Consider the following 26,357-nt stretch of genomic DNA (forward strand, 5'->3'; position numbering starts at 1 on the left):
CTGACAATGACCAAAGGCAGCAATTTCTGGGTGATCGGCGGCGAGTTCGGCTCGATGAACTTCCACAAGCTCGTCGAAGGCTCGGCCCAGGTGCAGGGTCCATTCAAGACCCGCAAAGAAGCCGAAGACGCCTGGCGCTCGGTTTCGGAAGAGAACCGCCATAAGGCCGGCGTCCGTTTCTCGATCGTGGAAGAGCCGTCGCGGGTCTCGGCCTGACGGCTGCCTGACAAATCCAAGAAGACGTCCAAGGACGGAGGGTCCCATCCGGCGCAAGCCGGGTGGGATCGTCTGTTTTTGGCACACATCAACGGCTGTGGGTGTCGTAAGTATCTGGAATTGTGGACCCTTTGCGGGCGCTGTGGTTGCTGATAGGTTAACGGCGGAAAGTCGAGGACGAGGCCGACCATGTCAGAGCCCGAGATCAGCGGTACCCAACCCAGCCAGCCGCGCCCGGTCCGGCTGCGCGACGCGCTGTTGCGCGCGCGGATCGAGGCCGCCGACCGGACCGGCGTCGTCGTCGATCTCAGGGATGCCGAGGTGGCGCGGCTCGAGATCCTCAACGACGCGCTCGACCCGCTGTTCGCCCAGGTGCCCGAGCAGATCGATTTGTTCGACCGCGGCATCAGCCAGGGCGATACGCCGCGGCTCTGGATCGACGTCGTCGCCCACATCCTGATGGGGCGCGACAAGCGGCAGTACCGCTTCGTCCAGGACACCCGCTTCGGCCGCATCGTGCTCGCCGAATCGCACGACACCGCAGTGATCGTGGACGCCGTCACCGACTATGTCGCCCGCCGCATCGTCGAGCGCGAGCGTGCGATGGTGGTCCCGCCCGAGCCGAAGCCGGAGGTCGCGGAGCCGCCCCGTCGCTCGCGCGTCTGGCCGTTCGTGTTCGGATTCATCATCGGTGCCGCCGCGCTGTTCGGCGTCGCCGTGATCGCGGCGTTGCGGAGCTGGTGATTGCTCTCTGTCGTCCGTGCTCGCGCCGACGCGCGCGCCTCAAACCAGCCGTGTGCGCTTGATCTCCCGCACCTGCATGCCCGGATCGATGCTGCGCACGATCTGCTCGCAGCGCCAGCCGGCATTGTCCTTCTCGATCGCGAACAGATTGTAGGCCGCCGCCGGGTAGCGCCCGTGCGCGAGCGCCGAGGCCGATGGCACGCCGATCGCGGGAATGTTGCCGTTGGGACCCTCGAACCACATCGTCGAATGGATGTGGTCGTGCCCGTGCAGGACCAGCTCGACGCCGTGGCGCTTGAGCAGCGCCAGCAGGCTTGCGGAATCCGTCAACCGCTTCTGGCGCGCATCGGACTTCAGCGGATGATGCACCAGCAGCACGCGGAAGACGTCCTCGGCCGCGAGCCGGTCGAGCACCTCTTCGAGCGCTGCGAGCTGATCGCGTCCGAGCGTGCCCGTCGCCATCAAGGGCGGCGTCGGTACGGCGCTGGAGAGGCTGATCAGCGCGGCCGGTCCACGCCGGCGCACGCCGGGAAAGCCGGCGCTGCCGTCGTCGCTGGCAAGATAGGGCGCAAAGGTCTCGCCGAAGCGATGGCGCGTGGCGCGGACATAGGCGTCGTGATTGCCGGGAATCGTGGTGACGCGATCGGGCGAGCCGACCCCGTCGAGCCAGGCGCGTGCCGGCGCGAACTCCGCGTCCATCGCCAGGTTGACGAGATCGCCAGTCACCGCGATGTGGTCGGGCGCCTGCGCCTGCATGTCGGCGACCAGCGCGTCGAGAACCTCGCGGCGCTGGTATTTGTGACGGTTGCGCGTCCAGTTGACGTAGCCGAGTGCGCGCTTGCCGGCGAGCTCGATCAGCCGCGGCTTCGGCAGCGGCGGCAGATGCGGGTCGGACAGATGGGCGAGCGTGAAAGGTGCCGACGTCTGGTAAGTCATGGCGCGCGATTGCCTCGCTATTCGGTTGCTGTAATGGCAAGGTCGCGCTCATCGCGCAAGGGAAGCCTGGAAGGGCGCATCACGAGAGGCTAATGGGCGAGCGCCTGGACCAGATCCGACGGAGATTCGAGCCGCTGCTGCGGCGCGTCTTCCACGCCTATTTCCTGGTGGTTCGCGGCATGACGCTCGGCGTCCGCGCCGTGGTGCTCGATGCCGACAACAGGGTGTTTCTGGTCAAGCACAGCTACGTCTCGGGCTGGTATCTGCCGGGCGGCGGCGTCGACTACGGCGAGACCATGGAGCAGGCGATGCGCCGCGAGCTCAAGGAGGAGGGCGACATCGATCTCACCGGGGAGGCCGTGCTGCACGGCATCTTCCTCAACAGCCACATCTCCCGCCGCGACCATGTCGCGGTCTATGTGGTCAGGCATTTCCGCCAGGACCGGCTGCCGGCGCCAAACCACGAGATCATCGCATGCGGCTTCTTCGACACCGCCGCGCTGCCGGAGGAGACGACCCCCGGCACGCGGCTGCGGATCGCGGAAGTGCTTGACGGCAAGCCCGTGATTGCGACGTGGCGCTGAGGGCGGGCTATGCTAGTACCAGTCCGAATGGGCGTCACGGAAACCTGATGAAAGCCGCAAAACTCGTCTTCGGCCTGATCTGCCTCGCGATCCTCGCCAGCAACATTGCGACAATGTCGCGCTGGAGCGAGGCGCGCGGGGTCTATGACGACATCTGCTATCTCCGCCAGGCGCATCTGTTCCAGCGCTTCGGCGCCGGCGGGCTCGACACCAACGCGATCAGGGACGACGATCGTTATTTCGAGGGCAAGCTGAAGGAAATCGCCTTCGCCGAGTGGAAGGATCCGATCCGCTGGCCCTGCCACAATCCGATGCCGGGCGGCAAGGTCGTATTGCAATATCCGCCGGGCACCGGCTTCCTGCTGGCGCTGTTTCCGCAAGGCCATCAGGTCGTGTCGCTCTACATTGCCGCGAGCCTGATCGTGTGCGGCCTCGCGCTGTCGGGCATTGCCATGGCGCGGACGCTGCCGTCGGTCCTGGGGGCCGGTGTGTTCGGCGCGCTTGCCGTCTATCTCATGATCAATCCGGCGAAAGCGAGCTATTCGGTTGCGCCGACCATGGCGCTGTGCGCCGTCGTGGGCTTCCTGACGGCGCTGTGGCTGGCCAGGGACAAGCGCAGCGTGTTGCTGATTGCGCTGATCGGTCTCCTGCTCGGTGTGTCCGTCAATTTCAGATTGCCGAATGCCTTGCTGGCGGCCGGCTATTTCCTGTTCCTCGGCATTCCCTTCCTGTGGACGCGCTCGCTTGCAACGTTCGTGCAGGGCCTCGCCTTCGGCGCCGGCGTGCTCGTCGGCATGGCGCCGACGCTGGCCGCCCAGGCCATCAATGCCGGCAGCGCGCTGGCGACGACTTACGGCAGCGCCGACGTGGTCGCGCCGGGCCTGGACTTCGCCGTACTCGGCCAGTACCTGCGCGACATGCAGATCGTGTTGATCGTGCTTGCGATCGGCGCGACGCTCGCGCTGTTGTGGTCGCGCGAAAGGCATGTGCGGCAGGCGGCCTTCGTCGTTGCCGGCAACCTCGTCGTCAATCTCGGCTTCTTCCTGAGCCACCCGATCTTCACGCCGTACTACGTCGTGCCGATCGCAATGCTGTCGCTGTGGACGCTGTCGTTTGCCCGGCTGTTGCAGCCGGCCGAGATGCGTGAGGCCGCATCGGTCCGGTCCGAGCCGGCCAGTCTGGGAGCGCTGCCGCGATGACATCCGCTCAACCCCGCATCGCCGTGCTGGTGCCCTGCTACAATGAGGAGGCGGCGGTTGCGACCGTCGTCGCCGACTTCCGCAAGGCGCTGCCCGCGGCGGAGATCTTTGTCTACGACAACAATTCGCGCGACAGCACCGCTGCCGTTGCGCGCGAGGCCGGCGCGATCGTGCGCAGCGAGCGGCGGCAGGGCAAGGGCCACGTCGTGCGCCGCATGTTCGCCGATGTCGAGGCCGACATCTACGTGCTGGTCGATGGCGACGCCACCTACGATGCGCCGAGCGCTCCGCGCATGATCGACAAGCTGCTCGAGGAACATCTCGACATGGTGGTCGGGCTCCGCATCGACCAGTCGCAGGCGGCCTACCGTCTCGGCCATCGCACCGGCAACCGCATGCTGACCGGCTTCCTGTCCTCGACCTTCGGCCACGCCTTCAAGGACATCCTGTCCGGCTACCGCGTGTTCTCGCGGCGCTTCGTCAAATCGTTCCCCGTGCTGTCCGATGGCTTCGAGATCGAGACCGAGCTCGCGGTCTACGCGCTGGAGCTGTCGCTGCCGGTTGCCGAGGTCGAGACGCCCTATTACGCGCGGCCGGAAGGCTCGTTCTCGAAGCTCAACACCTGGCGCGATGGCTTCCGCATTCTCGGCACCATGCTGAAGCTGTACCGGTCGGAGCGGCCGCTGCGCTTCTTCACCGTGATCGGGATCCTGCTCGCCCTGGCCGCGATCATCCTTGCGATCCCGATCGTCGTGACGTTCATCGAGACCGGCCTGGTGCCGCGCCTGCCGACTGCCGTGCTGTCGATGGGATTGACGATCGTGGCGATGCTGTCGGTTTCGTCGGGCCTCGTGCTCGATACCGTGACGCGGGGGCGGCGGGAGATGAAGATGCTGGCCTATCTGTCCCAGCCGGCGCCGAAAAGGACCTGAAGTCGGGCGCGGCGCCCATAGACCTCCAGATGCGCAGATGCTACTCCGCTTGCCGGATTGACGCGTTTTCTTAACGCGAACCGGAATCCACTTCGCTCGAAAACGCTATGATATGAACGATCTCTCAATCACCATCAGTCCCGAAGCCCCCGGCGACGCCCAGGCGATCGAGCGGCTGCACGAGCGCACGTTCGGCCCCGGCCGCTTCGTGCTCAGCGCCTACCGCATCCGCGAGCACGTCGACCATCTGCTCGACGTCTCCTTCACCGCCCGCATCGGCACGCTGCTGGTCGGCTCCGTCAGGCAATTGCCTGTCACGATCGGCGAGACGCCGGCGCTGCTGCTCGGGCCGCTCACCGTCGAGCCGCCGTTCCGCAGCCGTGGCATCGGCCGCATGCTGATGGAGCGGGCCCTGAAGGACGCCGGGGACAAAGGCCACGCCATCGTGCTGCTGGTCGGCGACGAGCCCTATTACAGCCGCGTCGGTTTCAAGCTCGTCCCCAAGGGACGCGTCACCATGCCGGGCCCGGTCGATGCCGCCCGCGTCCTGGTGTTCGAGCTCGTCGACGGCGCGTTCGAAGGTGTCTCGGGCACAGTGGCTCCGGACTGGAGCAAGGCACGGGGATAGCGCACCCGGCAACCGATCGAGGCCCAAATGTTCCGCGTGATTGCCGACACATTGCAGGCCTACCTCGATTTCGATCCGAAGCGAAAGCGCGATCTGACCGAGTTGCACAAGCTGGTGGTCTCGGCCGCGCCAGCCCTCAAGCGCCATTTCCATCAGGGAACGCCCGCGGGAGAGGCGGGAATGCGCATGAAGATGATCGGCTATGGAAAGTTCCGCTACGCCATCAAATCGGGCAAAAGCACGGACTGGCCGGTGATCGGTGTTGCACTCCAGAAAAACTACATCAGCATGTACGTGACGGTGACGAGGCAAGGCGCGCCCGTCGTATCCCGTTATGCCGGGAAGCTCGGCGAATTGCGCATGGGGGGCAACAACTTCAGTTTCGAGCGGTTCGACGATCTCAAGCACGATGCGGTGTCTGCTCTCGTCGCGGAGGTTGCCGGCATCTACGAAGCGGATCCTGAAAATCCCGTCCGCTACATGCAGGGGTCCTGACCTCCGATTCCGACGCAGTCGGGAATATTCCGGGTGACCGGGCGATCATGATCGGCGGGATTTTGTCCACCGCATGAGAGCGCCCAAATGGCCCTTAGTCGCCGCCAACTTCTCGCGATCGCATCGTTGACGGTCGCGTCCTCGATTGCAGGCGATTCCCATGGAGCGGGCGGGCCGATCAAGGCGATCGCGTTCGACGGCTTTCCGATCTTCGATCCGCGTCCGATCTTCGCGCTGGCCGAGAACCTGTTTCCCGGACGCGGCGCCGAACTGTCAAACGCCTGGCGAACGAAGCAGTTCGAATACACATGGCTCCGCACCATGAGCGGAGATTATCGCGACTTCCTCGGCGTCATCGATGACGCCCTGGTGTTCGCCTGCAAGTCGCTCGATATCGAACTGACCGGCGTCAAGAGAAGTGCGCTGGTCGAAGGTTATCTCGGCATGACGGTCTGGCCCGACGTATCGCCCGCTCTGTCCATGCTGAAGGACAACGGCTTGCGGCTCGCACTCCTGAGCAATTTCTCGCCCGCGATGCTCGACGCCAATATTCGCGCCGCAGGGCTCGAAGGCGTCTTCGAATTTCAGCTGAGCACGGATGCGGTTCGTGCCTACAAGCCTGACCCGCGAGCCTATCAGATGGGCCTCGACGCTTTCGCCTTGAAGCGTGAAGAGGTTCTCTTTGCAGCCTTCGCCGGCTGGGATGCCTCCGGCGCCAAACTGTTCGGCTATCCCACCTTCTGGGTCAATCGGCAGAAGCAACCGCGCGAACAGCTCGATGCCGTTCCCGACGGCGAGGGGCTCGGCATGACCGACCTGGTGCACTTTCTGTCGAGCTAGTGCGAGCGACCAGCTGCCACTGTACCGTCGGCGCGGTTTATGCCAAAAACCGCAGGCGAAGCAGACGAAGGACATGTGAAGTTTGGCCGTACCCAAGAAGGGCACCTCGCCCGCGGAACGCCAGAACGGGATTGATCGGACCATCGATCTCCTGGAAGCGCTGCTGCATCTGCGCGAACCTTCCAAGCTCAGCGACCTCGCCAAGCAAATGGGCGCGCCGCGATCGACCGTCTATGCCATCGCCAACCGCCTGATCGAGGCGGACTTGCTGGAGAGCGTCGGCGATGGCGGGCAGGTCTATTTCGGCAAGGCGGTGCATCTCTACGGGCGGGCCTATGCGGAGGCCAATCCCCTGCATCGCCGCTGCCGCGAAGCCCTCGACCGGCTCGCGACCCAGCACAGCGCCACCGCGCAACTCTGCGCGTTGCGTGGCCGCAAATATGTGGTGGTCGATACGCGGGACGGGTCGGGCCTGTTCCGGATCACGACGGATGTCGGCATCGAGGTGCCGCTGCCGTGGACGGCATCCGGCCGGTTGCTGCTGGATCATATGAGCCCGGCGGACATTCGCGCCTTTGTTCCGAAGGAGGATTTTCGCCTTCCGGACGGCCGCGTCCTCGACATCGACGATTTCATCAAGGACGTCGCACGCGCGCGGCGTGACGGCAAATGCGTGACGACGGCGCTGTCCGATCGGTTTACGTCGTGTCTTGCCGCCCCCATCCGTGACAAGAAGGGTGTTGCGGTTGCGACGCTTTGCTTCGTCGTTCCCGCGGATTCGGTGAAGGAGCGCAGGACCGCGCTGCTCGACGATCTCGTCGCCACCGCAATCGAACTCTCCGATCGCCCCTGAGCCAGGCCGGCCTGCAAGCGCAGCGACCGATGTTCCCGCATCGCCTCGCGCGCCGTCGCCGCGCGTCCCGTGTTTGCGCGGCACGCAGTGCACAACGTTCGGAGAATGCGCGTCGCGGCGCGCAGGACTAGAATGTCCGGGCTTGACATCACGCCGTCCGAATATCTAACGTGACGCTATAAGAACATATTGTCCATTATAAGAGACAGTGTAGTTGCAGGCGCGGTGAGGTTCTTGCTGTCCCATGACAGGGCGCGAGACGCGATCCTGCGTGTCCAGGCGAGGATTCAACATGGCGAATGCAGGACAACAGGTACCCGGACGACGCTGGCTGATCGGTTGTCTGCTCGGCGTTGGAATTCTCATCAACTACATCGATCGTGTCGGCCTCTCGGCCGCGACGCCCGCGCTCACCAAGGAGCTCGGCCTCACCGCCACCGACATCGGCCTGCTCGGCAGCGCGTTCTTCTGGACCTATTCGCTGCTGCAGGTCCCCGGCGGCATGGTGCTCGATCGCTTCGGCGTCACCAAGGTCGGCCGCGGCTCGAGCTTCCTCTGGGCGGTTGCCGCCACCATCACCGCGCTCGCCAGCGGACTTTACGGAATCTTCGCCGCGCGTCTGTTGCTCGGCGTCGCCGAAGCGCCGGCGTTTCCGGCAAGCCAGAAGGCGACCGGCCACTGGTTTCCGCTCGACGAACGCGCGCGCTCGACCGCGATCTTCGATTCCGCGGCCAAATTCTCCAACGTGATTGGCGTGCCGCTGGTCGCCTATGTGATCTTTCTCTACGGCTGGCGCTGGGGTTTTGGCGTCACCGCGCTGCTGAGCTTTGCGTATTTCATCGCCTACTACATCATCTACCGAAATCCGAGCGAGGATCCGAAGCTCACCAAGGAGGAGCATGACTACATCGTCGCCGGCGGCGGCACGCCGGAAGGCCCGGCGACCGCGGGGCAGAGCCGCATGCTCGGTTACCTCCTGCGCAACCGCAAGGTCTGGGGCCTCACCATCGGCTTCTCCGCCTATGGCTACACCTTCTATCTCTTCCTCACCTGGCTGCCGGGCTATCTCGCCCAGACCATGCATATGAACCTGATGTCGGCCGCGGGCTATTCGACGATTCCCTGGATCTTCGCGACGTTGTCCGACCTCCTGATCGGCGGGTTCCTGGTGGATCATCTGATCGCGCGTGGTTACGACTCGACGCGGGTGCGCCAGTCCGTGATCATCGTCGGCATGCTGATGGGGCTTGCCGTGATCGGCGCCGCCTTCACCGTGCAGCCGGGCTGGGCGTTGTTGTGGCTGTCGATCGCGATCTCCGGCCTGTCGGCCGCGGCGCCGGTCGGGTCCTCGATCGTGTCGCTGATCGCGCCCAAGGGCGGCGCGGGAAGTGTCGGCGGCATTGTCAACTTCACCAACAATATGATGGGCGTGCTCGCGCCGATCGTCACCGGCATCGTGGTCGACTGGACACAATCGTTCGCCGGTGCCTTCATGATCGCCGGCGTCGTGCTGCTGATCGGTATCTTCTTCTATGTCGTGGTGCTCGGCCGGATCGAGTCGATTCCGGATTTCGAAGAGGCGTCGCCGGCAGGCGCCGTGCCTGTTCACTGAGGAGAGGGGCATGCCCCAGAATCTTGACAGCAAGGACACGCTGATCCGCAACGCCCGGGTGATCGACGGCACCGGCGCGCCGTGGTTCGAGGCCGATTTGCGCATCAGCGATGGCCGCATCGCGGCGATCGGCACCTCGTTGCCGGCGGACGAGGCCGACATCATCGACGCGCGCGGATGCTATCTCGCGCCGGGCTTCATCGATGCGCATTGCCACGACGACCTGATCTGCCTGCGCGAGCCTGACAGGCCCGAGAAGACGTTGCAGGGCGTGACCACGCTCGTCGTCGGCAATTGCTGCTTCTCGCTCTATCCGGCGACCGCAGGCTCCGCCGAGCTGCTGCGGCTGCACTTCTCGGGTCTTGCAGGTGAGACCCGTCCGGACGAAGTGTTCGACAGTTTCGACGGCTACCGGCAGGCTTTGGAAGGGCCTGGCGTGGCGCTCAACCTCGTCTCGCTGGTCGGCCATGCCGCGATCCGGCTCGCCGTGCTCGGTTACGAGCGACGCGCGGCGACGGAGGCGGAGATCGCGGCGATGCAGGCGCTGCTGGCGCAGCAGCTCGCCCAGGGCGCGGCCGGTCTGTCGCTCGGCCTCGTCTATCCGCCGAGCGCCTTTGCCGACACCAATGAACTGAACGCGCTGGCGGAGACCGTGCGCGCGCACGGCAAGCTGCTGACCGCACACATCCGCAGCTATGAAGCGGGTCTGCTGCAATCCATCGACGAGTTCATCGCGATCCTGCGCGCCTCCGGTGCGGCGGGATTACTGTCGCATCTACAGTCGGCCGGCAAGCCGAACTGGGGCGCGATTCCCAAGGCGCTCGACCGGCTCGAGGCCGCGCGCGCGGAGGGGATCGATATCTCCTTCGACATGTATCCATACCCGGCCGGCAGCTCCTACATGCTGCAATTGCTGCCGCCGGCCGCGCTCGAAGGCGGCATCGACGCGCTGCGCGAGCGACTGCGCGATTCCGCGAAGCGCGAGGCGCTGCGCGTGCTGGTGGAGGAGGGCGATCCCGATCCGCATGCCGCGCAGTCCAAGATCGTGCTGATCGGCTGGCACAATGTGCGCATCTCCGGCACCGGCAATCCCGCGCTGAAGCCACTCGAGGGCAAGTCGATGGTCGATGCCGCGCGCGAGCTCGGCATCTCGCCGTTCGATCTCATGGTTCGATGCATCGAGGAGGATCAGGGCCAGACCGGCATCATCATGTTCCAGCTCGATGAGGCCGATTTGCGTGCGGCCTTCACCCATCGCCTGCACATGGTTGGTTCCGACGGCATTCCGCGCCCGGGCACCAAGCCGCATCCGCGCGCCTATGGCAGTTTCCCGCGCGTCGCCGGCCGCCTGACGCGCGAGCAGGGCTGGCTGACGCTGGAAGACGCCGTGCGGCGAATGACGGCGATGCCGGCCCAGCGCTTCGGCCTGTCCGACCGCGGCATCCTGCGGCCGGGCATGGTCGCGGATCTCACGCTGTTCGACGAGACCATCATGGACAAGGCGACGTTCGAGACGCCGACGGAAATGCCCGCAGGCATCCGTTCGGTCTTCGTCGCCGGCAAGGCCGTGGTCGCGGATGGACGCAGCACCTTCGCGCGGCCAGGCCGGGCCCTGACGTAATCTTTACACATAGGACGAGACCAATGACGCTGAAACGATACGGCGCGGCCGGCGGCACCGGCACCGGCGGCCAGCACCTTCCTTTTGCCCGCGCGGTCGAGGCCGACGGCTGGCTCTACGTGTCGGGGCAGACGCCGATGGAGAACGGCGAGGTGATCGAAGGCGGCATCATCCCGCAATCGCACAAGGCGATCCGCAACATGCTCGCGATCCTGACCGAAGCCGGCTACGAGCCCAAGGATGTCGTGCGTTGCGGCGTCTGGCTCGACGATCCCCGGGACTTTCAAAGCTTCAACAAGGTCTTCGCCGAATATTTCGGCGCCAATCCGCCGGCGCGGGCCTGCGTGGTGTCGAGCATGGTGGTGGATTGCAAGGTGGAGATCGACTGCGTCGCCTATCGCAGGTGAAGCTGCTCCTGCTGCGTCCGCTGGGCTAGATTGGGATGAGCTTTGGTGGAATCGATGCGCGCCAGGCGTTCACCTCTCCCGAAGGGAGAGGTCGGATCGCATTGAAAATGCGATCCGGGTGAGGGGTTACAGTCTCGCCGATCGCTGCGCCCCCTCACCCGGATTGCTCAGGCGCGCAATTGCGCGCCAAAGCAATCCCACCTCTCCCCGTTGGGGAGAGGTGGGCTTCCGAGCAAGCCGAACTAACCTAATCTCATCACGGTCTAGAACCGCTGCGACATGCCGACATAGAAGCCGCGCCGGGGTCCGTATTGCGGGGCGAACACGCCGATGCCGGAGCCGTCGCGGATCTGGTAGATCGTGTCGAACGCATTGACCACGTCGAAGCGCACCGTCGTCGGCTTGTTCGGCGCGATGATGTTGAAGTCGTGTGACAGGCCGAAATTCACCTGCGTGTAGCCGGGCAGGTGATCGGTGTTGGCAAAGCCCGAGCGCAGGCCGCTGCCATAGATCATCGACACGCTGTAACGCGTGCCCTCCCAGAGATAGGAGGCACCGGCCGACCCCGACAGCATCTGGGCGTGGTCGGTGTAGATGTAGTGGCCCGCGATGTAGGCGAGCTCATCCGCACCGAACAGATACTGGTTCGAGACGACGTTGCTCGCGATCTGCTTGGCCCAGGCGAGGTTGGCGTAGGCGCTGAAATTGCCGTTGCGGTAGGTCGACTTCAGCTCGACGCCGACATTCTCGGCGTGATCGTAGTTGAAGCCGCTCAGCACATAGGCAGCGCCGAACTGGCCGTCGTCGAGCAGGTCGCGCGCCTTCTTGTAGTAGGCGTCGGCGCCGACCTCCAGGCCCGGGATCGCGTAGATCTTCTGCGTCACGCCGACGTCGAACACGTGCGCACGCTCCGGCAGCACCGGACTGTTCTGCGCCACTTCTGGCGTCAACGTGTTCGCGGGCGCGCCGGGCGGCGTCACCAGCGCGAGGTTGACCGGGGCCGCGATCACCTGCGAGGGCGGGGTGAAGGTGCGCGCATAGCCGGCGTGGAACGTGGTGCCGTCGAACGGCTTCCAGGTCAGGCTGACGCGCGGGCTGAGCTGGTTCGCATCGACATATTGGTACATCTGGTCGAAGCGCAGGCCGGCGTTGAGGGTCAGATTGTTGGTGATCTTCCACTCGTCCTGGACATAGGTCCCGATCAGCCAGCCGGTCTTGGCGCTGGAATCGAACACCGAGAACGGCGCGTCGTTCGTTCCCGCGGTCGGGTCGGTGGGATCGGCCAGCGGCAGCACAGTTGATCCGCTGTTGACCAGCGTCCGCTCCGCGCTGACCGAGAGGCCGAAGCGCAGCGTGTGCGCATAGCCGATGCGCCAGGCGGTGTCCTGCTGAATGCCGTTGACCACGCTCTGGCGATAGACGTCCGAGGACACGCCGTTGAAGACGAGATCGCCGATCGGATCGGGGTAGAAGTGCAGCTGGCTGTAGCGATTGAAATACGAGGTCTGCGTGTCGAACTCGCCATTCGAGGTCTGGTAGGAGACGACGTTGAACTGGTTGAACTCGTTCTGGTGCTCGTTCAGCCTGGACGAGTCGAAATTCGAGACGCCGAACGCCGTGTTGGCAGGCGCCTGCCCGGGGTTGTTCGGAATCTGGAACGTCGCATTCGACACGCCGCTCATGAAGGTGAGGCGGCTGTTCGGATCGATCATCGTTGAGAGATAGAGAAATCCCTTTTCCTGGTTGGTGCGGTCGTGAATCGCGTTGACCGACGGGGTCGGGTTCTCGATGCCGAGATTGTTCTGCAGGAAGCGGCCCGACAGGAAATACTGCGTCTGTCCGACGGTCCCGCCATATTCCACATTGGTCGAGATGGTGCCGTTGCTGCCACCATAGACGCCGACGACGCCGGAATTGTTGAAGGCATCGGCCTTGGTGGAGATGTCGAGCACGCCGGCGGTGCGCTGGCCGTATTGCGCCGGCAGCGCACCGGTGAGCAGGCTCATGCTGCCGACGATGCCGGTGTCGAGGATCTGCCCGAACGCGCCGACGCCGTCGGGAAGCATGACGCCGTTGATGCGATATTGCAGGTTGGCGTGCTCGTTGCGGACGTGCAGGTCGCCGCTCGCCGCCGAATCCTGGGTGACGCCGGGGAATTGCAGCAGCACCTTGTCGAGCGAGGCGTTGGTGCCCTGCGGCAGCGCCTCGATGGCCTGGCGCGTGAGCGTGTGGGCGGTGGCGCCGCCGGGCGGAAGCACGCTCTGGCGCGCCGCGTCCATCCTGTCGCTCTGCCCCTCGACCGCCGCCGGCGCTTCGGTCGGCGGTTTTGCCTGCGAATTTGTCCGGCGCCTGTCGACGGCGACCCGAACCTTGGGACGGCGCGGCGCCTGCGTCTGCTTGGGCGCATCGACCTCGACGCTGGGCAGCGTCGTGAGGGGAGCCGTCGTCTGCGCCATGGCGCCGCCGCCGGGGTGAAACAGCGTGAGTGCGGCGAGGCTCGAGCCCGCCAATATTGCTTTTGAAGACACCATTGTCCTGATTTCCGATCGCGCGCCGCCGCGCTCATTCGGAGCACTTGCAGGCGGCACGCGCCGTCGACACGCGACGGATCAATTTCGATAGCCCTGCGGAATCGGCGCGAGGCGCGGCCGATGGCAAAGGCAGCTCAATCGATGGAGATCAGGTGGCGGGAGGAGCGCGCGGCTGGAACGCGTGGCTTGCCGATTCCAGATGGATGAACTCGGCATCGGTGGTGCGGTAGAGCAGCTCGACCGCCTGCGGCAGTAGCAGCAAAGGCGGCGTCGCGAACGTGACCGTGCCGGCCATCGCGACCAGCGCGCAGATCGCGCAATTGTCGTCGCCCGGCTGTTCGCGATCGGGATTTGCCGGGGACTGCTTCTGGACCGCCGCGCGGTCGGTCGACGCAATGCTCTTGGCGCTGTCGGCCAGTTGGCCTTGCGCAAGCGGCGCGGCCTGCGCGAACCAGTGGCTGTGACCGAAGGTCAGCGCGAACTGCACCAGCATCGCGAACAACGCGAGCCGGGCGCCGTGCCTGATATTCGACCGGAACCACTTCATCTGGAAAACGCCACCCCGCATCGCGAGGCGCCGACCGGGCGTCGCGATGTTATATTGTAACATCGCCCGATCGGTCAGCGGATGTCAACCGCCGCTGCAACGGCCCAGGCGGACCGTCGCTAAATGTGTCGTTCGGGCAACTAGCGCCCCTCGCGCACCCAGGTCGCGGCAAACGCGCCGAGCAGCAAGAGCAGGCCGATCAGGCCGGCGAAGATCGGCAGCACGCCGACGCCCTTGACGACGCTGGCGTCGCGCATCCGCACGCCCATCCAGCCGTCGCCGGCAAAGACGCTGGTCGAGCGCACCGGGACGATGCGCGGCAACTCGACGCTACCGCCATCCGCGATCCGCACCGCGCTGCCGCCGGTCGCCTGCGCCAGCGGCTTCAACGTGTCGGTGGTGGAGGTGACTTCCGAAAACTCCTTCGGATTGGTCGGTCCGACATTGATCAGCGCCTTCAGCGTGCCGTCGGTCGCAGCCCACAGGCCGAGCTCGCTCGCGGGAAGGCTCGCGCGCCATTCGCCGGGGTCGCCGGGGCTGAGCGTCAGATCGCGCGAGACGCCGGAGGGCGAGGTCACGCTCACCGGCTGCACGCTATCAGCCATGGTCTGGCGCACCACGACGAGATCCTTGCCCTGCACCTGGAGGCGCAGCGCTTCCTCGTCGAGGTCCGGCTGCTTCATCAGCCAGTGCGACATCCGCCGGAGCAGGTCGAGATGCGGGCCGCCGCCTTCATAGCCGCGCGCCCACAGCCAGATGTGATCGGACAGCAGCAGCGCGACGCGGCCTTCGCCGAAGCGCGACAGGAACAAGAGCGGCTTGCCGTCCGCGCCCGTCATCACCGGCGGGTTGACCGAATTGCGGGTCTCGACGGTGCGGAAGAAGCGGCTCCAGTGCGGCGGCTCGAAGGCCGAACCTTCCAGCCCGCGCGTGACGGGATGGCGTTTGCCGATGTCGGAGAGATGCGCATAGAACGGCTTCTCTGTGACGCCGACCGGTTCTGCCGGCAGCACCGTGTCGAGCGGCGTGCGCCAGATGCTGGTGTTGGAGGCGTAGTCGGGGCCGGCCGACACCAGCACGGCGCCGCCGGCGCGCACATAGCGCGCGATGTTGTCGAAATAGGCGATCGGCAGCACGCCCTGGCGGGCGTAGCGATCGAAGATGATCAGCTGGAATTCGTTGATGTGCTGCTGGAACAGCTCGCGGGTCGGAAACGCGATCAGCGACAATTCGTTGATCGGCGTGCCGTCCTGCTTCTCCGGCGGACGCAGAATGGTGAAATGCACGAGGTCGACGCTGGCGTCGGACTTCAACAGGTTGCGCCAGGTGCGCTCGCCGGAATGCGGCTCGCCGGACACCAGGAGCACGCGCAGCTTGTCGCGCACGCCGTCGATGGCGACGACGGCGCGATTGTTCACCGGCGTCAGTTCGCGCTCGAGCGGTGAGGCCTCGATCTCGACGATGTTCGGCCCGGCATGCTTGATCTCGACGTCGACGCTGGCGCTCTGGCCGCTCGCGAGCGTGCGCTCGTTGATGACCTCGCCGTCGCGGCGGACCGTGACCTTGGCGCGCTCGCCGGTAACGCCCTGATCGTCGAGCTTGTAGGTGATGGTCTGGTTCTGGCCGACGATGCCGAAGCGCGGCGCCGCGGTGATCGCGATGCGGCGATCGCGCTCGTCCTTCTGCCCGGTGATCAGCGCCTGCACCGGCGCCTGGAAGCCGAGCGCGGCGGCGTTGGCGGGAATGTCGTGCACGCGGCCGTCGGTGATCAGGAACGCGCCGGCGACGCGGTCGACCGGCACGTCCGACAGCGCGGAGGCCAGCGCGCCGAACAGTTTCGTGCCGTCGGTCTCGCCGTCGGCCTGGCCGGCTTCGACGACGCGCACTTCGAGTCCTTTGATCTTCTTCAGGCTGTCGACCAGCGCCTCCTGCGCCTTCGCGGCCTCCTGGTTGCGCTTGCCGAAATTCTGGCTCGGGCTCTTGTCGACGACGACGGCGGCGACCGAGGTGAGCGGATCGCGGTCCTCGCGCGTGAAGGAGGGATTGGCGAGCGCCAGCAGGAACAGCGCCAGCGCAGCCACGCGCACGGCCGCACCGCGCGCCCGCGCAAGCAGCAGCACGATCGCGATGACGACGATCGCAGCGAGCGCGATCCACAGGACGATCGCGGGGACAAGCGGCGTAAAGGCGATGCCGTAATTCATCTCTATCCTATTGGCCGAGACGTTCGATCAGGGCCGGTGCGTGCACCTGGTCGGCCTTGTAGTTGCCGGTCAGCGTGTACATCACGATGTTGACGCCGGCGCGGTAGGCGAATTCGCGCTGGCGCGGTTCGCCCGGCGTCAGCGGCAGCATCGGCTGGCCGTCGGGACGGAGTGCCCAGGCGCCCGCGAGGTCGTTGGAGGTGATGATGATCGGCGAGACGCCGTCGCCGCCGCGTGCGGGGCGCTGCGCGCTCTCGTCGTCGTCCTCGCGCGGCAGCGCTTCGACCCAGGTCTGGCCCGAGTTGAAGCGGCCGGGGAAGTCGCGCAGCAGGTAGAAGGTTTTTGTCAGCACATGCTCGCGCGGCACCGGCTCGAGCTCGGGCACGTCGAGCGAGGACAGGATCTCGCGCAGCGACTGCATGCCCGGCGTCTGCGAGGCGCCGTTCTCGCCGGGCGGCGCTTCGACCGCATCGCGGGTGTCGAAGATCACGGTGCCGCCCTGCTTCATATAGGCGTCGATCTTGTTGATGGCGTCCTGCGGCGGCTTCGGCGCGCCCGGCACGATCGGCCAGTAGATCAGCGGGAAGAACGCGAGCTCGTCGCGCGCGGGATCGACGCCGACGGGATCGCCGGCCTCGAGTGCGGTGCGCTGCGCCAGGAACAGCGTCAGGCCGGACAGGCCGGCCTTGACGATGGAATCGACGTCGGCATTGCCGGTGACGACATAGGCGAGGCGGGTCTGCGAGGTCGACTTCATCGCGAAATCGTCCGATGCGCTGTCGGCGCGCAACGGCGTCGGCGACAGCACCGCGATGCCGGCGAGCATGACGCCAAGCAGGATCATGGCAGGCGCAGCGCGGCGACGCAGCAGCGCGGCGAGGCCGCCGCCGAGCAGCGCCACGATGATGGCGTCGACCAGGAACAGCGCCAGCGCCGTCGACAGCAGCCAGCCGCGCAAGTCGCGCGGCTCGGCGTTGGTGTAGGTGGCGTGCCGGGCGCGGAGGCTAGAGGTATTGAGGGCTGCGATGCGGTCGGCGGCTGCGAGCGTGTTCACGGCGAGCGGTCCTTCTGCCGGACCGTAGAAGCCGGGCGGATGGTCCGGCGTGGCGCGGTCGCGATAATCAGCCGTCAGCGGCTTGGCGGTGGCCGGCGGCGGCCCGAAGGCGCCGAAGCCGTCGAGCAGATGCAGCGGGGCCAGCGTCTCGGCGGTCGCCTCGGCGGCAACGCCGGCGCCGGGTTTGGCGGTGTAGCCCGACATGTCGACGACACGCCGGAGCATTTCGACGAAGGTGCCGGACATCGGCAGATCCGACCAGCGCATGTCGGCGCTGACATGGAACAGGCTGACGATGCCCTTGCCGCGATGCTCGCCGGTCACGAGCGGCGTGCCGTCTTCGAGCGAGGCCCAGCTCTTGGTGGCGAGCACGGCGTCGGGCTCGGCCAGCACCTGCCGGCTCACGGTGACATCCTTGGGCACGACGACGCCGGTGAACGGACCGTCGGCCGCGAACGCGGCGAGATGCTGCGGCTTTTCCCAGGTCAGGCTGCCGCCGAGCGTGCGGCCGCCCTTGCGCAGCTTGACCGGAACCAGATCGTCCTCGGCCTGCGCCAGCCTGGGGCCAGCGAACCGCACCAGCACGCCGCCCTGGGCGATCCAGGCGTTGAGGCGCTCGCGCAATTCCGGCGCGATGGTGCCGACATCGGCCAGGATGATCATCGGCAGCTTCTGGTCCAAAAATTGTGTGATGCCCTGCTGCGGCGAGCCCTTGTCGGCGAGCCGCACGTCGGCGAACGGCGCCAGCGCGCGCGTCAGGTAGAAGGTCGGCGCCAGCAGCGGCTGGGCAGTCTCGCTGCTTGCGCCCGAGACGATGCCGATGGCGCGCCGCCGCCAGCGCTTGTCGAGCAGCTGCACCGCACCGGCCGAACGCTCGCCGGAAATCTCGAGCCGCGAGATGTCGTTGCGCAATTCGACCGGCAGGTCGAACGCGGCTTCGACTTCCTTGTCCTGTGGTCCGAAGGTGAAGCGCGCCTCGCCGATCGGCGAGGCCTTCTGGTCCAGCGCCCGCACGGTGCCGGCGGCGATGCCGCCGTCGGTGCGAAGCACCTTCACCGTCATCTTCGCCGCCGCGTTTTCCGCCGCGACCAATGCCAGCGGGGAGGAGGTGCCGCCTTCGAACACCGTCAAGCTGCGATCCCCGATGGTCTTGGCGAGCCCGGCGACGAACTCTTCGCCGCGGCCCGTGTCGACGCCGTCGGAAAGCCAGGCGATTTCGCAGTCGCCGGTCGCTTTCAGGAAACGATCGACCGCGGTGAGGGTTTCAACGCGCTCGATCGAATAGGGCTTTGGCACGATCTGCCGCAGCGCAACGCGCGCCGCACCCGCCGGCATCAGCGTGATGTCGCGGTTCGGCTCGGACAGCGGCACCAGCGCGATCGCGCGGCGGTCGTTGTCGGCGTTCGCAATCAGCTCGTCGGCGGCCCGGATCCGCGTGTCCCAGTTCGATGCGGCGCTCCAGCCGTCGTCGAGCATGATCATCAGCGGCGCCTTGCTGGCGGCCAATCCCGTCTGCGGATTCCAGATCGGGCCGGCGGCGGCGAAGATGACCAATGCTGCGGCGAGCAGCCGCAGCGCAGTCAGCCACCACGGCGTCCGCGACGGCGTCTCTTCGCGTGGCGCGATGTCGAACAACAGGCGCGTCGGCGGAAACTCGATGCGGCGCGGCCGCGGCGGCATCACGCGCAGCAGCCACCACAGCACCGGCAGGCTGATGAGGCCGATCAGGAGCAGCGGTTCGGTGAAGGCGAGCGGCAATCCCATCATGCGGCCGGCCCCGCCTTGATCGAATGGGTGCGGGCGCCCGACTTGCTCACCTGCATGCCGGCATGGAGGAACAGCAGGAGCTCGGCAGCCGAGCGATCGGTCGCATGCGTCGTGAACAGCCAGTCGAGCTTGTTGGTCTCGGCGCGGATCTGGTCGCGGTGCAGCGCCAGCCGCGCGGTGTAATCCTCCGCCCAGCTCTCGGCGCGGCCGGCGGTGATTACGCCAAAACCTTCCGGCTCGACGAACTCGACGCGGCCCGAATAGGGGAAGCTTTCCTCGGCGGGGTCGACGATCTGCACCAGCGTGCCATGCGCGCCTGAGCCGGACAGTCCCGCGAGCGTCGTCCTGATCTCCGCGATCGGCGACCAGAAATCCGACAGCAAGATGGTTTCGGCGAGTGCGGCGGGAACAAAGGACGGCGGCAGGCTGAGCCGGTCGGCATCGTCATGCAGCATGGCCTGCGCCATCTTGTCGATGACGCTGCGGCTCGCGGTCGGTGCCATCAACCCGGGAATGCCGACGCGCTCGCCGCCCGCCACCAGCAGCTCGGCCAGCGCGAAGGCGACGATCAGCGTGCGCTCCAATTTGGATTCACGCGCGGTCTTCGAGGCGAACGCCATCGACGGCGACCGGTCAGGCCAGATCCAGACCGTGTGCGAGGCTTCCCACTCGAGCTCGCGGACATAGAGATGGTCGTCACGCGCCGAACGGCGCCAGTCGACATTCTGCGACGGCTCGCCCGACACGAAGCGGCGGTATTGCCAGAAGTTTTCGCCGGAACCCGCGCGGCGCCTTCCATGCAGGCCGTGGATGACGTTGGCGGCGATGCGGCGGGCCTCGAGCACCAGGCGCGGCAGCGAAGCGGCGAGCGTACGGCTTTCGCCATCGGCACGTCGGATCGCGATGATCTCCTTTGCTGTGTGCCCGGTCTCTGCGGCCATCAACCGATCCGTGTTTTCAATTGCTTGATCACGTCCGGAATCGTGCGCCCCTCGGCGCGCGCCTGGAACGTCAATGCCATGCGGTGCTTCAAAATGGGTTCAGCGAGGTCGAGCACGTCGTCGACCGAAGGCGCGAGACGTCCATCGATCAGCGCGCGGGCGCGCACGGCGAGCATCAGCGACTGGCTGGCGCGCGGGCCGGGGCCCCAGGCGATGAACTTGCCGGCCTCGCCGCTGTCCGGACCCGGACGGGCCGAGCGCACCAGCGACAGGATGGCTTCAACGACGGAATCGCCGACCGGCAGGCGGCGCACCAGCCGCTGCGCGGTGATCAGCGCATCCGCCGTCAATGACGCCTTTGCCAGCGTCTCCTCGGCACCGGTGGTCTCGAACAGGATGCGGCGTTCGGCATCGCGATCGGGATAATCGACGTCGATCTCCATCAGGAAGCGGTCGAGCTGCGCTTCGGGCAGCGGATAGGTGCCTTCCTGCTCCAGCGGGTTTTGCGTCGCGAGCACGTGGAACGGTTTCGGCAGATCGTGGCGCGCGCCGGCGACGGTGATGTGCTGCTCCTGCATCGCCTGCAGCAGCGCCGATTGCGTGCGCGGGCTGGCGCGGTTGATCTCGTCGGCCATCAACAGCTGCGCGAACACCGGACCGGAGATGAAGCGGAACGAGCGTTTTCCCGCGGTGCTCTCGTCGAGCACTTCGGCGCCGAGAATGTCCGACGGCATCAGGTCGGGCGTGAACTGGATGCGCTTGGCATCGAGACCGAGCGTAACGCCGAGCGTCTCGACCAGCTTGGTCTTGGCGAGGCCGGGCACGCCGATCAAAAGCGCGTGGCCGCCGGAGAGGATGGTGACCAGCGTGTTCTCGATCACGCGATCCTGGCCGAAGATCACCGATGCGATCGCGTCCTTTGCCGCGCGCACCTGGCTCGACACCTGCTCGGCCGAACGGACGATGCCGTCTTCGAGTTTCTCGACACTTTCCGCCATCCGTTAGCTCCTTAAGCCTGCCACGCGGCCATCTTGCGTCGTCATTTCGCGTCGTGTTGGGCCCCATGCTAGACTTGCAGGAAGGCCATGTATTCGTTGAATTAACCTATCCCCACCTTATCGGCTTAGGGTTATGTAGGGCATCACGAAGTGGCGACCTCCACACCGGACTAATGCGGGGGTGGAACCGCGCACCGATTTACAACGTAGACCTGCACCAATCGTGCCAAACGACATCCGTGCGAAATGACAAAGTCAGGGCAAACCATGGCGAACCAAGGGCAGAGCGCCGATCGCGGTCTTGAGGGGCTCACTGCCGCCGCCAAAAGTGCTGCCGGTGCCGAAGGCGCCAAAAAGGGCCTGCCTCCGGTGCATCTGTGGAATCCGCCGTTTTGCGGCGATCTCGACATCCGAATCGCCTCCGATGGTACTTGGTTCTACATGGGCACGCCAATCGGCCGTCACGCGCTGGTCCGCCTGTTCTCCACCATCCTCAAACGCGAGGGCGACAAGCATTACCTCGTCACGCCGGTGGAGAAGGTCGGTATCCGCGTCGACGACGCGCCGTTCATGGCGGTCGAGATGCTGAAGGCCGGCGAGGAAAGCCATCGCGTGCTGAGCTTCCGCACCAATGTCGACGACTGGGTCACCTGCGATGCCGCGCACCGGCTGCGGTTCGAGCAGGCCAGGGATGGCGGCCTGACGCCCTATCTCCACGTCCGCGCCGATCTTTGGGCCAAGGTAACCCGCGCGCTCTATTACGATCTGGTTGACATGGGAGAGGAGCGGATGGTCGATGGCCAGCCGATGTTCGGCGTCGAGTCGGCCGGCGAATTCTTCGCCATGGCCGACGCGGAGCAGGTGAGGGCCGCGCTTTGAACAAGCCTATCTCCAAAAGCGAGAAGAGCGAGCCCGTCGCTTTCCGTGGAACGGATTTCTTTGCGCGCACCAGGGCGAGGCTCGGCTTCGACGTTCCGCCGGGCCTGTTCGATCCCAACATCGTTCCGGCCTCCGGCGATCCCGGCACCGACAAGATGCTCGAGATCGTCGCGCGCGAGCAACCGGTGCGTCCCGCAGCCGTGCTGATCGCGGTTGTCGACCATCCCGAGCCGACCATCCTGCTGACGCAGCGTTCGGCCAATCTCAACGACCACGCCGGCCAGATCGCCTTTCCCGGCGGCAAGATCGATGCGACCGATTCCTCGCCGCTCGACGCCGCGCTGCGCGAGGCTGAGGAGGAGGTCGGGCTGTCCAGAGATTTCGTCGAGCCGATCGGCTATCTCGATCTCTATGGCACCGCGTTCGGCTTCCGCATCCTGCCGACGGTCGCCCGGGTGCGGCCGGGATTTCAACTGACGATCAACCATTCCGAGGTTGATGACGCATTCGAAGTGCCGCTATCCTTCCTGATGAATCCGGCCAACCACCAGGTGCACAGCAAGGAATTCCGCGGCATGGAGCGGTTTTACTATGCGATGCCGTTTGCGGAGCGCTACATTTGGGGTGCGACGGCGGGAATGCTGCGTGTGCTGTATGAGCGGATCTATTCGTCATGATCCGGCCGGTTCTGACCGAGATCGGAATCTTCCTCATCCCCTTTGCCGTCTATGCGCTGTTCCTGGCCGCCACGCGGTCCGGCCTGTTCGTGCAATCGTCCTGGCCGATCACCGTCGTCGCGCGCCTGGTGCTGGCGGCGCTGGTGCTCGTCATCGCCGGGCTGATTGGGTTAGCGCATTTCTCCGGCGCCGCACCGAACTCGACCTACATCCCCGCCCATATCGAGAACGGCAAGCTCGTGCCGGGCAGGGACAGCTGAATGGAAAGATAAGGGCCGGACGATGAGCGCGGAGCCCATACTTGCTGGTGCGCCCTGGCTGACCTCGGGCGGGACGGCGCGCGTCCTGCACCTGCTCAATGCCGATGGCGAGGAAGCGCGCGTGGTCGGCGGCACCGTCCGCAACGCGCTGCTCGGCCTGCCGCCGGGCGACACCGATATCGCGACCACGGCGCGCCCCGAGGAGGTGGTCCGGCGCGCGAAAGCTGCCGGTATCAAGAGCGTGCCGACCGGCATCGACCACGGCACCGTCACGCTGGTCATCGACGGCACACCTTACGAAGTCACGACGCTGCGCGAGGACACCGAAACTTTCGGCCGCAAGGCTAAGGTCGTCTTCGGCCGCGACTGGGTCAAGGACGCCGAGCGGCGCGATTTTACGATGAACGGCCTGTCGGTCGACGCGAGCGGCGTGGTCTACGATTATGTCGGCGGCATCGTCGATGCCAAAGCGCGGCGCGTGCGCTTCATTGGCGCGCCCGACCAGCGCATCGCCGAGGATTATTTGCGGATCCTGCGCTTCTTCCGCATCCATGCCGCGTTCGGCGCCGGCGATCCCGATCGCGACGGCTACCTCGCCTGCATCCGTGGCCGCGGCGGCCTTGCCACGCTCTCGGCCGAGCGCGTGCGCATGGAGATGCTGAAATTGCTGGTGGCGGGCGGCGCATCCGCAGCCGTGCTTGCGATGGCCGATGCCGGCTTGCTGCCAGCGATGATCGGCGGCGTTGTCTATACCGGGCCGCTGACGGCGATGATCGCGATCGAGCAGGAGCTGCGCTTGCCGGCCAGCGTCACACGGCGTCTGGCGGCGCTGACGGTGGCCGTCACCGAAGACGCCAAGCGCGTCGCGACGCGCTTGCGGCTCTCTAACGCCGAAGCCAAGGCGCTGGATTCGATGGGCCATCGCTGGTGGCGCTTGCCGACCAAGGGCGAAGCCAATGCGCGGCGGCTGGTGTATCGGCTGGGGCCCGAGCGCTATCACGATCGTGTGTTGCTGGCCTGGGCGCGGGGCGGCGGCGACGTGAATTCGTCGCGCTGGCGCGAGCTTGCCGAGCTGCCGCAACGCTGGACCGCGCCGAAATTCCCGCTGAAAGCCGCCGACTTCATCGCGCGCGGAATGGCCGAGGGACCTGCGCTCGGACATGTGTTGACACTTGCCGAGGACGCTTGGCTTGCAGCGGATTTTCCACTAGAGGAAGCCGCACTCGCTGCCATCGCCGATCAAGCTGCGGCACGCATCAGCCGCGATGAGAGAACGTGACCATCGTTTCAGGCTTCGCCGACATCTCGATATTTCAGCTCTTGCTGGTCGCGTTGATGGCGTTGTTTGCTTCGATCATCGGTGGTCTCGCCGGCTACGGCACCGGAGCGTTGATGCCGCTGGTGCTGGTGCCGTTGGTCGGTGCCGAGCCCGTGGTGCCGATCATTGCGATCTCCGCGCTCTTCACCAATTCCAGCCGTGCGGTCGCCTATCTCCGCTATGCCGATCGCCGCCGTGCGCTGATCGTGCTGGCCTGCGCGGCGCTGACCACTGCGCTCGGCGCCTATGGCTACACGCGCCTCACCAATTCCGGCGCGGCACTCGTGATCGGCACCATGCTGATCCTCAGCGTGCCGCTGCGCCGCGTGCTGCGTCGCCGCCAGGTCAAGATCGGCAACACCGGCCTCGCAGCCGGTTCGGTCGGCTACGGCGTGCTGGTTGGAGGCACCTCCGGCTCCGGCGTGATCCTGCTCTCGCTGCTGATGGCCGCAGGCCTCGAAGGCGCCGCCGTGATCGCAACCGATGCGATGATCTCGCTCGGCACCGGCCTGATCAAGATTTCGGTGTTTGGCCTCGCCGGCGCCGTCACCGCGCAGGTGCTCGCCTTCGCGCTGCTGATCGGCGGCATCGCCATTCCCGGCGCGTTCCTGGCCAAGGCCTTCGTCGAGCGAATGCCGGTGCATATTCACACCGCAATCCTCGACGTCGCCGTGATCACCGGTGGGCTGGTGATGATCTCGGCGGCGGCGAAGCAACTGGTCGGGTAGGGGACGGCGCTACGATTTGGATTAGCGCCCTTTAAGCCGCGGTCGCCAGCACGCGCAGGCGATGACCGTCGGGATCGAGCGCAACAAAGGTGTGTCCGAACGGCATGGCCGTCGGGGGCTGCGCAATCCGGACGCCGCGGGTTGTCCACGCCTCAAAGGTCGCGCGCACCGCCTCCGCGTCTGCGGCCGCCCATGAGATCTCGCTAGAGCCGGATTGCGAAGCGGAAGCAGGCTCGACGGCGTCCCGCTGCCACAATCCCAGCATGGTGCCGTTCCCGAGTGGAAGAAGCACGAATTTGGGGGATGATTGCGCGACGGGGCGCTCCAGCAGTTTCTGATAGAAGGCGGAACTCGCTTGTGCATCGTCGACATAGAGCACAACGAGATTGAAGTCGGCCATTTGCATCTCCTGTTTGGCTTGGCGATGGCCGAGGGCTTACGGGACGGTGCTGTCAGTTTCTGTCAGCATGATCAGCGTTCGCCAATGCGTTCCCGCTGCTGCCACTCCCGCAGCAAGTCGGTACGGCGCCGCGGGTAGCGGCGCTCCGAGAGCGTGATCGACAGGATCCGGTCAGTGCGGAAATGGCGGTAGTCGCCGCGGCTCTCGCACCAGGCCGCCACCATGCGTACCCGATCGAAGAATCCGAGTGCGATCGGCCAGATCGTGCGTTTGGTGCGGTTGTCTCGTTCGTCGCTGTAGGTAATGCGCAGTTTGCATTCGGTGCGGATGGCGGCCCGGATGATCGGCAATTCGGAGTCGCCTGCCGCCGGATCGCGGCGAGCGACCATCAGGCTCGACGTCTCCAGGCTCCGCTGGAGGTCGTCCGGCAGTACGGCGGCGATTTTCGCAAGCGCGTTCCGGGCCGCCTTTCCGAGCGGCTCGTCCGGCTGAGCGGCAACCCATCGACCGCCCAGCACCAGCGCTTCGATCTCCTCTTCCGAGAACATCAGGGGCGGCAACATGAAGCCCGGCCGCAGGACATAGCCGATGCCGGCCTCGCCATCGATGTGGGCCCCTTGGCTCTTCAGCGTTTCGATGTCGCGATAGATCGTCCGGAGCGAGACGCCGAGTTCATCGGCCAGTCGGCATGCTGCGACGGGCCGACGGTGACTGCGCAAGAGCTGGATCACGTCGAGAAGGCGTTGGGCGCGTGACATGGCGGCTCATATCACGGCATCCTGCCAGATTCTGTCAGCATCGGCTTCCGACTCGGGAATTGTGTGACAGCTGGATTGTCACCGTAATCTCCTGGCGTCAGGCTGGATTGAGGCACCGATGGTCAATATCGCACCGCCAGCAGACGCTAGCGCGCAACTCGGAACTTTCGGAAAATTCCGAGGTAGATCGGATGGCCAATGGCATGGAGTGCCGGCTGTAGCGCATTG

The 26,357-nt window shown here is 65.9% G+C and carries 26 protein-coding genes; 17 read left to right on the plus strand and 9 right to left on the minus strand.

What is annotated here, in order from left to right:
* Positions 1-6 precede the first annotated feature (6 nt).
* Positions 7-216, plus strand: a complete 210-nt coding sequence (locus NLM31_RS11520; RefSeq protein ID WP_008137787.1) for a hypothetical protein — start codon at positions 7-9, stop codon at positions 214-216.
* A 189-nt stretch (positions 217-405) separates the two neighbouring features.
* Positions 406-960: a hypothetical protein gene (locus tag NLM31_RS11525; RefSeq protein ID WP_254192272.1), complete on the plus strand. Its 555-nt coding sequence runs from the start codon at positions 406-408 to the stop codon at positions 958-960.
* Between the two features lie 39 nt (positions 961-999).
* Here NLM31_RS11525 and NLM31_RS11530 read toward each other — a convergent pair whose 3' ends face one another.
* Complete coding sequence (locus tag NLM31_RS11530) at positions 1,000-1,896, minus strand: metallophosphoesterase (protein ID WP_254192273.1); 897 nt, start codon at positions 1,894-1,896, stop codon at positions 1,000-1,002.
* A 92-nt stretch (positions 1,897-1,988) separates the two neighbouring features.
* Here NLM31_RS11530 and NLM31_RS11535 point away from each other — a divergent pair, with 92 nt between their 5' ends.
* From NLM31_RS11535 to NLM31_RS11580, 10 genes are all read left to right on the plus strand, one after another.
* Positions 1,989-2,480 carry an NUDIX domain-containing protein gene (locus tag NLM31_RS11535; protein ID WP_254192274.1) on the plus strand — a complete coding sequence of 164 codons (492 nt, stop codon included), beginning with the start codon at positions 1,989-1,991 and terminating at the stop codon, positions 2,478-2,480.
* Positions 2,481-2,527: 47 nt separating this feature from the next.
* The gene (locus tag NLM31_RS11540) at positions 2,528-3,679 is read left to right on the plus strand and encodes a hypothetical protein (protein WP_254192275.1); all 1,152 of its coding nucleotides are present in this window, start codon (positions 2,528-2,530) and stop codon (positions 3,677-3,679) included.
* Positions 3,676-4,611: a glycosyltransferase family 2 protein gene (locus NLM31_RS11545; protein ID WP_254129286.1), complete on the plus strand. Its 936-nt coding sequence runs from the start codon at positions 3,676-3,678 to the stop codon at positions 4,609-4,611. Before NLM31_RS11540 ends, NLM31_RS11545 begins: the two co-directional genes overlap by 4 nt.
* A 112-nt stretch (positions 4,612-4,723) precedes the next feature.
* A complete protein-coding gene (locus NLM31_RS11550) occupies positions 4,724-5,239 on the plus strand; it encodes a GNAT family N-acetyltransferase (RefSeq protein WP_254129287.1) in 516 nt (171 codons plus the stop codon).
* Between the two features lie 27 nt (positions 5,240-5,266).
* The gene (locus NLM31_RS11555; protein WP_254129288.1) at positions 5,267-5,734 is read left to right on the plus strand and encodes a DUF1801 domain-containing protein; all 468 of its coding nucleotides are present in this window, start codon (positions 5,267-5,269) and stop codon (positions 5,732-5,734) included.
* Between the two features lie 87 nt (positions 5,735-5,821).
* Positions 5,822-6,574, plus strand: a complete 753-nt coding sequence (locus NLM31_RS11560) for a haloacid dehalogenase type II (protein WP_254129289.1) — start codon at positions 5,822-5,824, stop codon at positions 6,572-6,574.
* Positions 6,575-6,656: 82 nt separating this feature from the next.
* A complete protein-coding gene (locus NLM31_RS11565; protein ID WP_254192276.1) occupies positions 6,657-7,427 on the plus strand; it encodes an IclR family transcriptional regulator in 771 nt (256 codons plus the stop codon).
* Between the two features lie 292 nt (positions 7,428-7,719).
* Positions 7,720-9,039: an MFS transporter gene (locus NLM31_RS11570; RefSeq protein WP_254192277.1), complete on the plus strand. Its 1,320-nt coding sequence runs from the start codon at positions 7,720-7,722 to the stop codon at positions 9,037-9,039.
* Between the two features lie 10 nt (positions 9,040-9,049).
* Positions 9,050-10,660, plus strand: coding sequence for an amidohydrolase family protein (locus NLM31_RS11575; RefSeq protein ID WP_254192278.1), 1,611 nt, complete (start codon positions 9,050-9,052; stop codon positions 10,658-10,660).
* 23 nt (positions 10,661-10,683) lie between these two features.
* A complete protein-coding gene (locus tag NLM31_RS11580; protein ID WP_209968996.1) occupies positions 10,684-11,067 on the plus strand; it encodes a RidA family protein in 384 nt (127 codons plus the stop codon).
* Positions 11,068-11,330: 263 nt separating this feature from the next.
* On the opposite strand, the gene NLM31_RS11585 is transcribed toward NLM31_RS11580, so the two are convergent.
* The 6 genes from NLM31_RS11585 to NLM31_RS11610 all read right to left on the minus strand — a co-directional run bounded on the left by NLM31_RS11585 (position 11,331) and on the right by NLM31_RS11610 (position 21,109).
* Positions 11,331-13,598: a TonB-dependent receptor gene (locus tag NLM31_RS11585; protein WP_254192279.1), complete on the minus strand. Its 2,268-nt coding sequence runs from the start codon at positions 13,596-13,598 to the stop codon at positions 11,331-11,333.
* Positions 13,599-13,746: 148 nt separating this feature from the next.
* Entirely contained in the window at positions 13,747-14,145 is a 399-nt protein-coding gene (locus tag NLM31_RS11590) for a DUF2946 domain-containing protein (protein ID WP_254192280.1), read from the minus strand.
* 140 nt (positions 14,146-14,285) lie between these two features.
* Positions 14,286-16,349 (minus strand): hypothetical protein, encoded by a 2,064-nt coding sequence (locus NLM31_RS11595; RefSeq protein WP_254192281.1) that lies wholly within the window; start codon positions 16,347-16,349, stop codon positions 14,286-14,288.
* 7 nt (positions 16,350-16,356) lie between these two features.
* Positions 16,357-19,170 (minus strand): DUF4159 domain-containing protein, encoded by a 2,814-nt coding sequence (locus NLM31_RS11600; RefSeq protein WP_254192282.1) that lies wholly within the window; start codon positions 19,168-19,170, stop codon positions 16,357-16,359.
* Positions 19,167-20,111 carry a DUF58 domain-containing protein gene (locus tag NLM31_RS11605; protein ID WP_254129297.1) on the minus strand — a complete coding sequence of 315 codons (945 nt, stop codon included), beginning with the start codon at positions 20,109-20,111 and terminating at the stop codon, positions 19,167-19,169. The genes NLM31_RS11600 and NLM31_RS11605 overlap by 4 nt, the downstream gene beginning before the upstream one ends.
* Positions 20,111-21,109, minus strand: coding sequence for a MoxR family ATPase (locus tag NLM31_RS11610; protein WP_254129298.1), 999 nt, complete (start codon positions 21,107-21,109; stop codon positions 20,111-20,113). The genes NLM31_RS11605 and NLM31_RS11610 overlap by 1 nt, the downstream gene beginning before the upstream one ends.
* A 267-nt stretch (positions 21,110-21,376) precedes the next feature.
* On the opposite strand from NLM31_RS11610, the gene NLM31_RS11615 reads away from it, so the two are divergent.
* Genes NLM31_RS11615 through NLM31_RS11635 form a run of 5 tightly spaced genes read left to right on the plus strand, consistent with a single transcriptional unit; the run spans position 21,377 to position 24,971 of the window.
* Positions 21,377-21,988, plus strand: a complete 612-nt coding sequence (locus NLM31_RS11615) for a DUF1285 domain-containing protein (RefSeq protein WP_254192283.1) — start codon at positions 21,377-21,379, stop codon at positions 21,986-21,988.
* On the plus strand, positions 21,985-22,665 hold the full coding sequence (locus NLM31_RS11620; protein WP_254129300.1) for a CoA pyrophosphatase: 681 nt from the start codon (positions 21,985-21,987) through the stop codon (positions 22,663-22,665). Before NLM31_RS11615 ends, NLM31_RS11620 begins: the two co-directional genes overlap by 4 nt.
* A complete protein-coding gene (locus NLM31_RS11625; protein WP_254129301.1) occupies positions 22,662-22,925 on the plus strand; it encodes a DUF6111 family protein in 264 nt (87 codons plus the stop codon). The genes NLM31_RS11620 and NLM31_RS11625 overlap by 4 nt, the downstream gene beginning before the upstream one ends.
* A 22-nt stretch (positions 22,926-22,947) precedes the next feature.
* A complete protein-coding gene (locus NLM31_RS11630; protein ID WP_254192284.1) occupies positions 22,948-24,204 on the plus strand; it encodes a CCA tRNA nucleotidyltransferase in 1,257 nt (418 codons plus the stop codon).
* On the plus strand, positions 24,201-24,971 hold the full coding sequence (locus NLM31_RS11635; RefSeq protein WP_254129303.1) for a TSUP family transporter: 771 nt from the start codon (positions 24,201-24,203) through the stop codon (positions 24,969-24,971). Before NLM31_RS11630 ends, NLM31_RS11635 begins: the two co-directional genes overlap by 4 nt.
* A gap of 31 nt (positions 24,972-25,002) precedes the next feature.
* On the opposite strand, the gene NLM31_RS11640 is transcribed toward NLM31_RS11635, so the two are convergent.
* Together NLM31_RS11640 and NLM31_RS11645 are read right to left on the minus strand one after the other, a co-directional pair.
* Complete coding sequence (locus NLM31_RS11640; RefSeq protein ID WP_254129304.1) at positions 25,003-25,371, minus strand: VOC family protein; 369 nt, start codon at positions 25,369-25,371, stop codon at positions 25,003-25,005.
* A gap of 71 nt (positions 25,372-25,442) precedes the next feature.
* Positions 25,443-26,129 (minus strand): YafY family protein, encoded by a 687-nt coding sequence (locus NLM31_RS11645; RefSeq protein ID WP_254192285.1) that lies wholly within the window; start codon positions 26,127-26,129, stop codon positions 25,443-25,445.
* Between the last annotated feature and the right edge of the window lie 228 nt (positions 26,130-26,357).

This window comes from Bradyrhizobium sp. CCGUVB4N, from assembly GCF_024199945.1.
Lineage (GTDB): Bacteria > Pseudomonadota > Alphaproteobacteria > Rhizobiales > Xanthobacteraceae > Bradyrhizobium.

Coding starts and splice junctions, on each gene's coding strand:
- NLM31_RS11520 (WP_008137787.1), top strand. CDS start 7: ATGACCAAAGGCAGCAATTTCTGGGTGATCGGCGGCGAGTTCGGCTCG.
- NLM31_RS11525 (WP_254192272.1), top strand. CDS start 406: ATGTCAGAGCCCGAGATCAGCGGTACCCAACCCAGCCAGCCGCGCCCG.
- NLM31_RS11530 (WP_254192273.1), bottom strand. CDS start 1,896: ATGACTTACCAGACGTCGGCACCTTTCACGCTCGCCCATCTGTCCGAC.
- NLM31_RS11535 (WP_254192274.1), top strand. CDS start 1,989: ATGGGCGAGCGCCTGGACCAGATCCGACGGAGATTCGAGCCGCTGCTG.
- NLM31_RS11540 (WP_254192275.1), top strand. CDS start 2,528: ATGAAAGCCGCAAAACTCGTCTTCGGCCTGATCTGCCTCGCGATCCTC.
- NLM31_RS11545 (WP_254129286.1), top strand. CDS start 3,676: ATGACATCCGCTCAACCCCGCATCGCCGTGCTGGTGCCCTGCTACAAT.
- NLM31_RS11550 (WP_254129287.1), top strand. CDS start 4,724: ATGAACGATCTCTCAATCACCATCAGTCCCGAAGCCCCCGGCGACGCC.
- NLM31_RS11555 (WP_254129288.1), top strand. CDS start 5,267: ATGTTCCGCGTGATTGCCGACACATTGCAGGCCTACCTCGATTTCGAT.
- NLM31_RS11560 (WP_254129289.1), top strand. CDS start 5,822: ATGGCCCTTAGTCGCCGCCAACTTCTCGCGATCGCATCGTTGACGGTC.
- NLM31_RS11570 (WP_254192277.1), top strand. CDS start 7,720: ATGGCGAATGCAGGACAACAGGTACCCGGACGACGCTGGCTGATCGGT.
- NLM31_RS11575 (WP_254192278.1), top strand. CDS start 9,050: ATGCCCCAGAATCTTGACAGCAAGGACACGCTGATCCGCAACGCCCGG.
- NLM31_RS11580 (WP_209968996.1), top strand. CDS start 10,684: ATGACGCTGAAACGATACGGCGCGGCCGGCGGCACCGGCACCGGCGGC.
- NLM31_RS11585 (WP_254192279.1), bottom strand. CDS start 13,598: ATGGTGTCTTCAAAAGCAATATTGGCGGGCTCGAGCCTCGCCGCACTC.
- NLM31_RS11590 (WP_254192280.1), bottom strand. CDS start 14,145: ATGAAGTGGTTCCGGTCGAATATCAGGCACGGCGCCCGGCTCGCGTTG.
- NLM31_RS11595 (WP_254192281.1), bottom strand. CDS start 16,349: ATGAATTACGGCATCGCCTTTACGCCGCTTGTCCCCGCGATCGTCCTG.
- NLM31_RS11600 (WP_254192282.1), bottom strand. CDS start 19,170: ATGATGGGATTGCCGCTCGCCTTCACCGAACCGCTGCTCCTGATCGGC.
- NLM31_RS11605 (WP_254129297.1), bottom strand. CDS start 20,111: ATGGCCGCAGAGACCGGGCACACAGCAAAGGAGATCATCGCGATCCGA.
- NLM31_RS11610 (WP_254129298.1), bottom strand. CDS start 21,109: ATGGCGGAAAGTGTCGAGAAACTCGAAGACGGCATCGTCCGTTCGGCC.
- NLM31_RS11615 (WP_254192283.1), top strand. CDS start 21,377: ATGGCGAACCAAGGGCAGAGCGCCGATCGCGGTCTTGAGGGGCTCACT.
- NLM31_RS11625 (WP_254129301.1), top strand. CDS start 22,662: ATGATCCGGCCGGTTCTGACCGAGATCGGAATCTTCCTCATCCCCTTT.
- NLM31_RS11630 (WP_254192284.1), top strand. CDS start 22,948: ATGAGCGCGGAGCCCATACTTGCTGGTGCGCCCTGGCTGACCTCGGGC.
- NLM31_RS11640 (WP_254129304.1), bottom strand. CDS start 25,371: ATGGCCGACTTCAATCTCGTTGTGCTCTATGTCGACGATGCACAAGCG.
- NLM31_RS11645 (WP_254192285.1), bottom strand. CDS start 26,129: ATGTCACGCGCCCAACGCCTTCTCGACGTGATCCAGCTCTTGCGCAGT.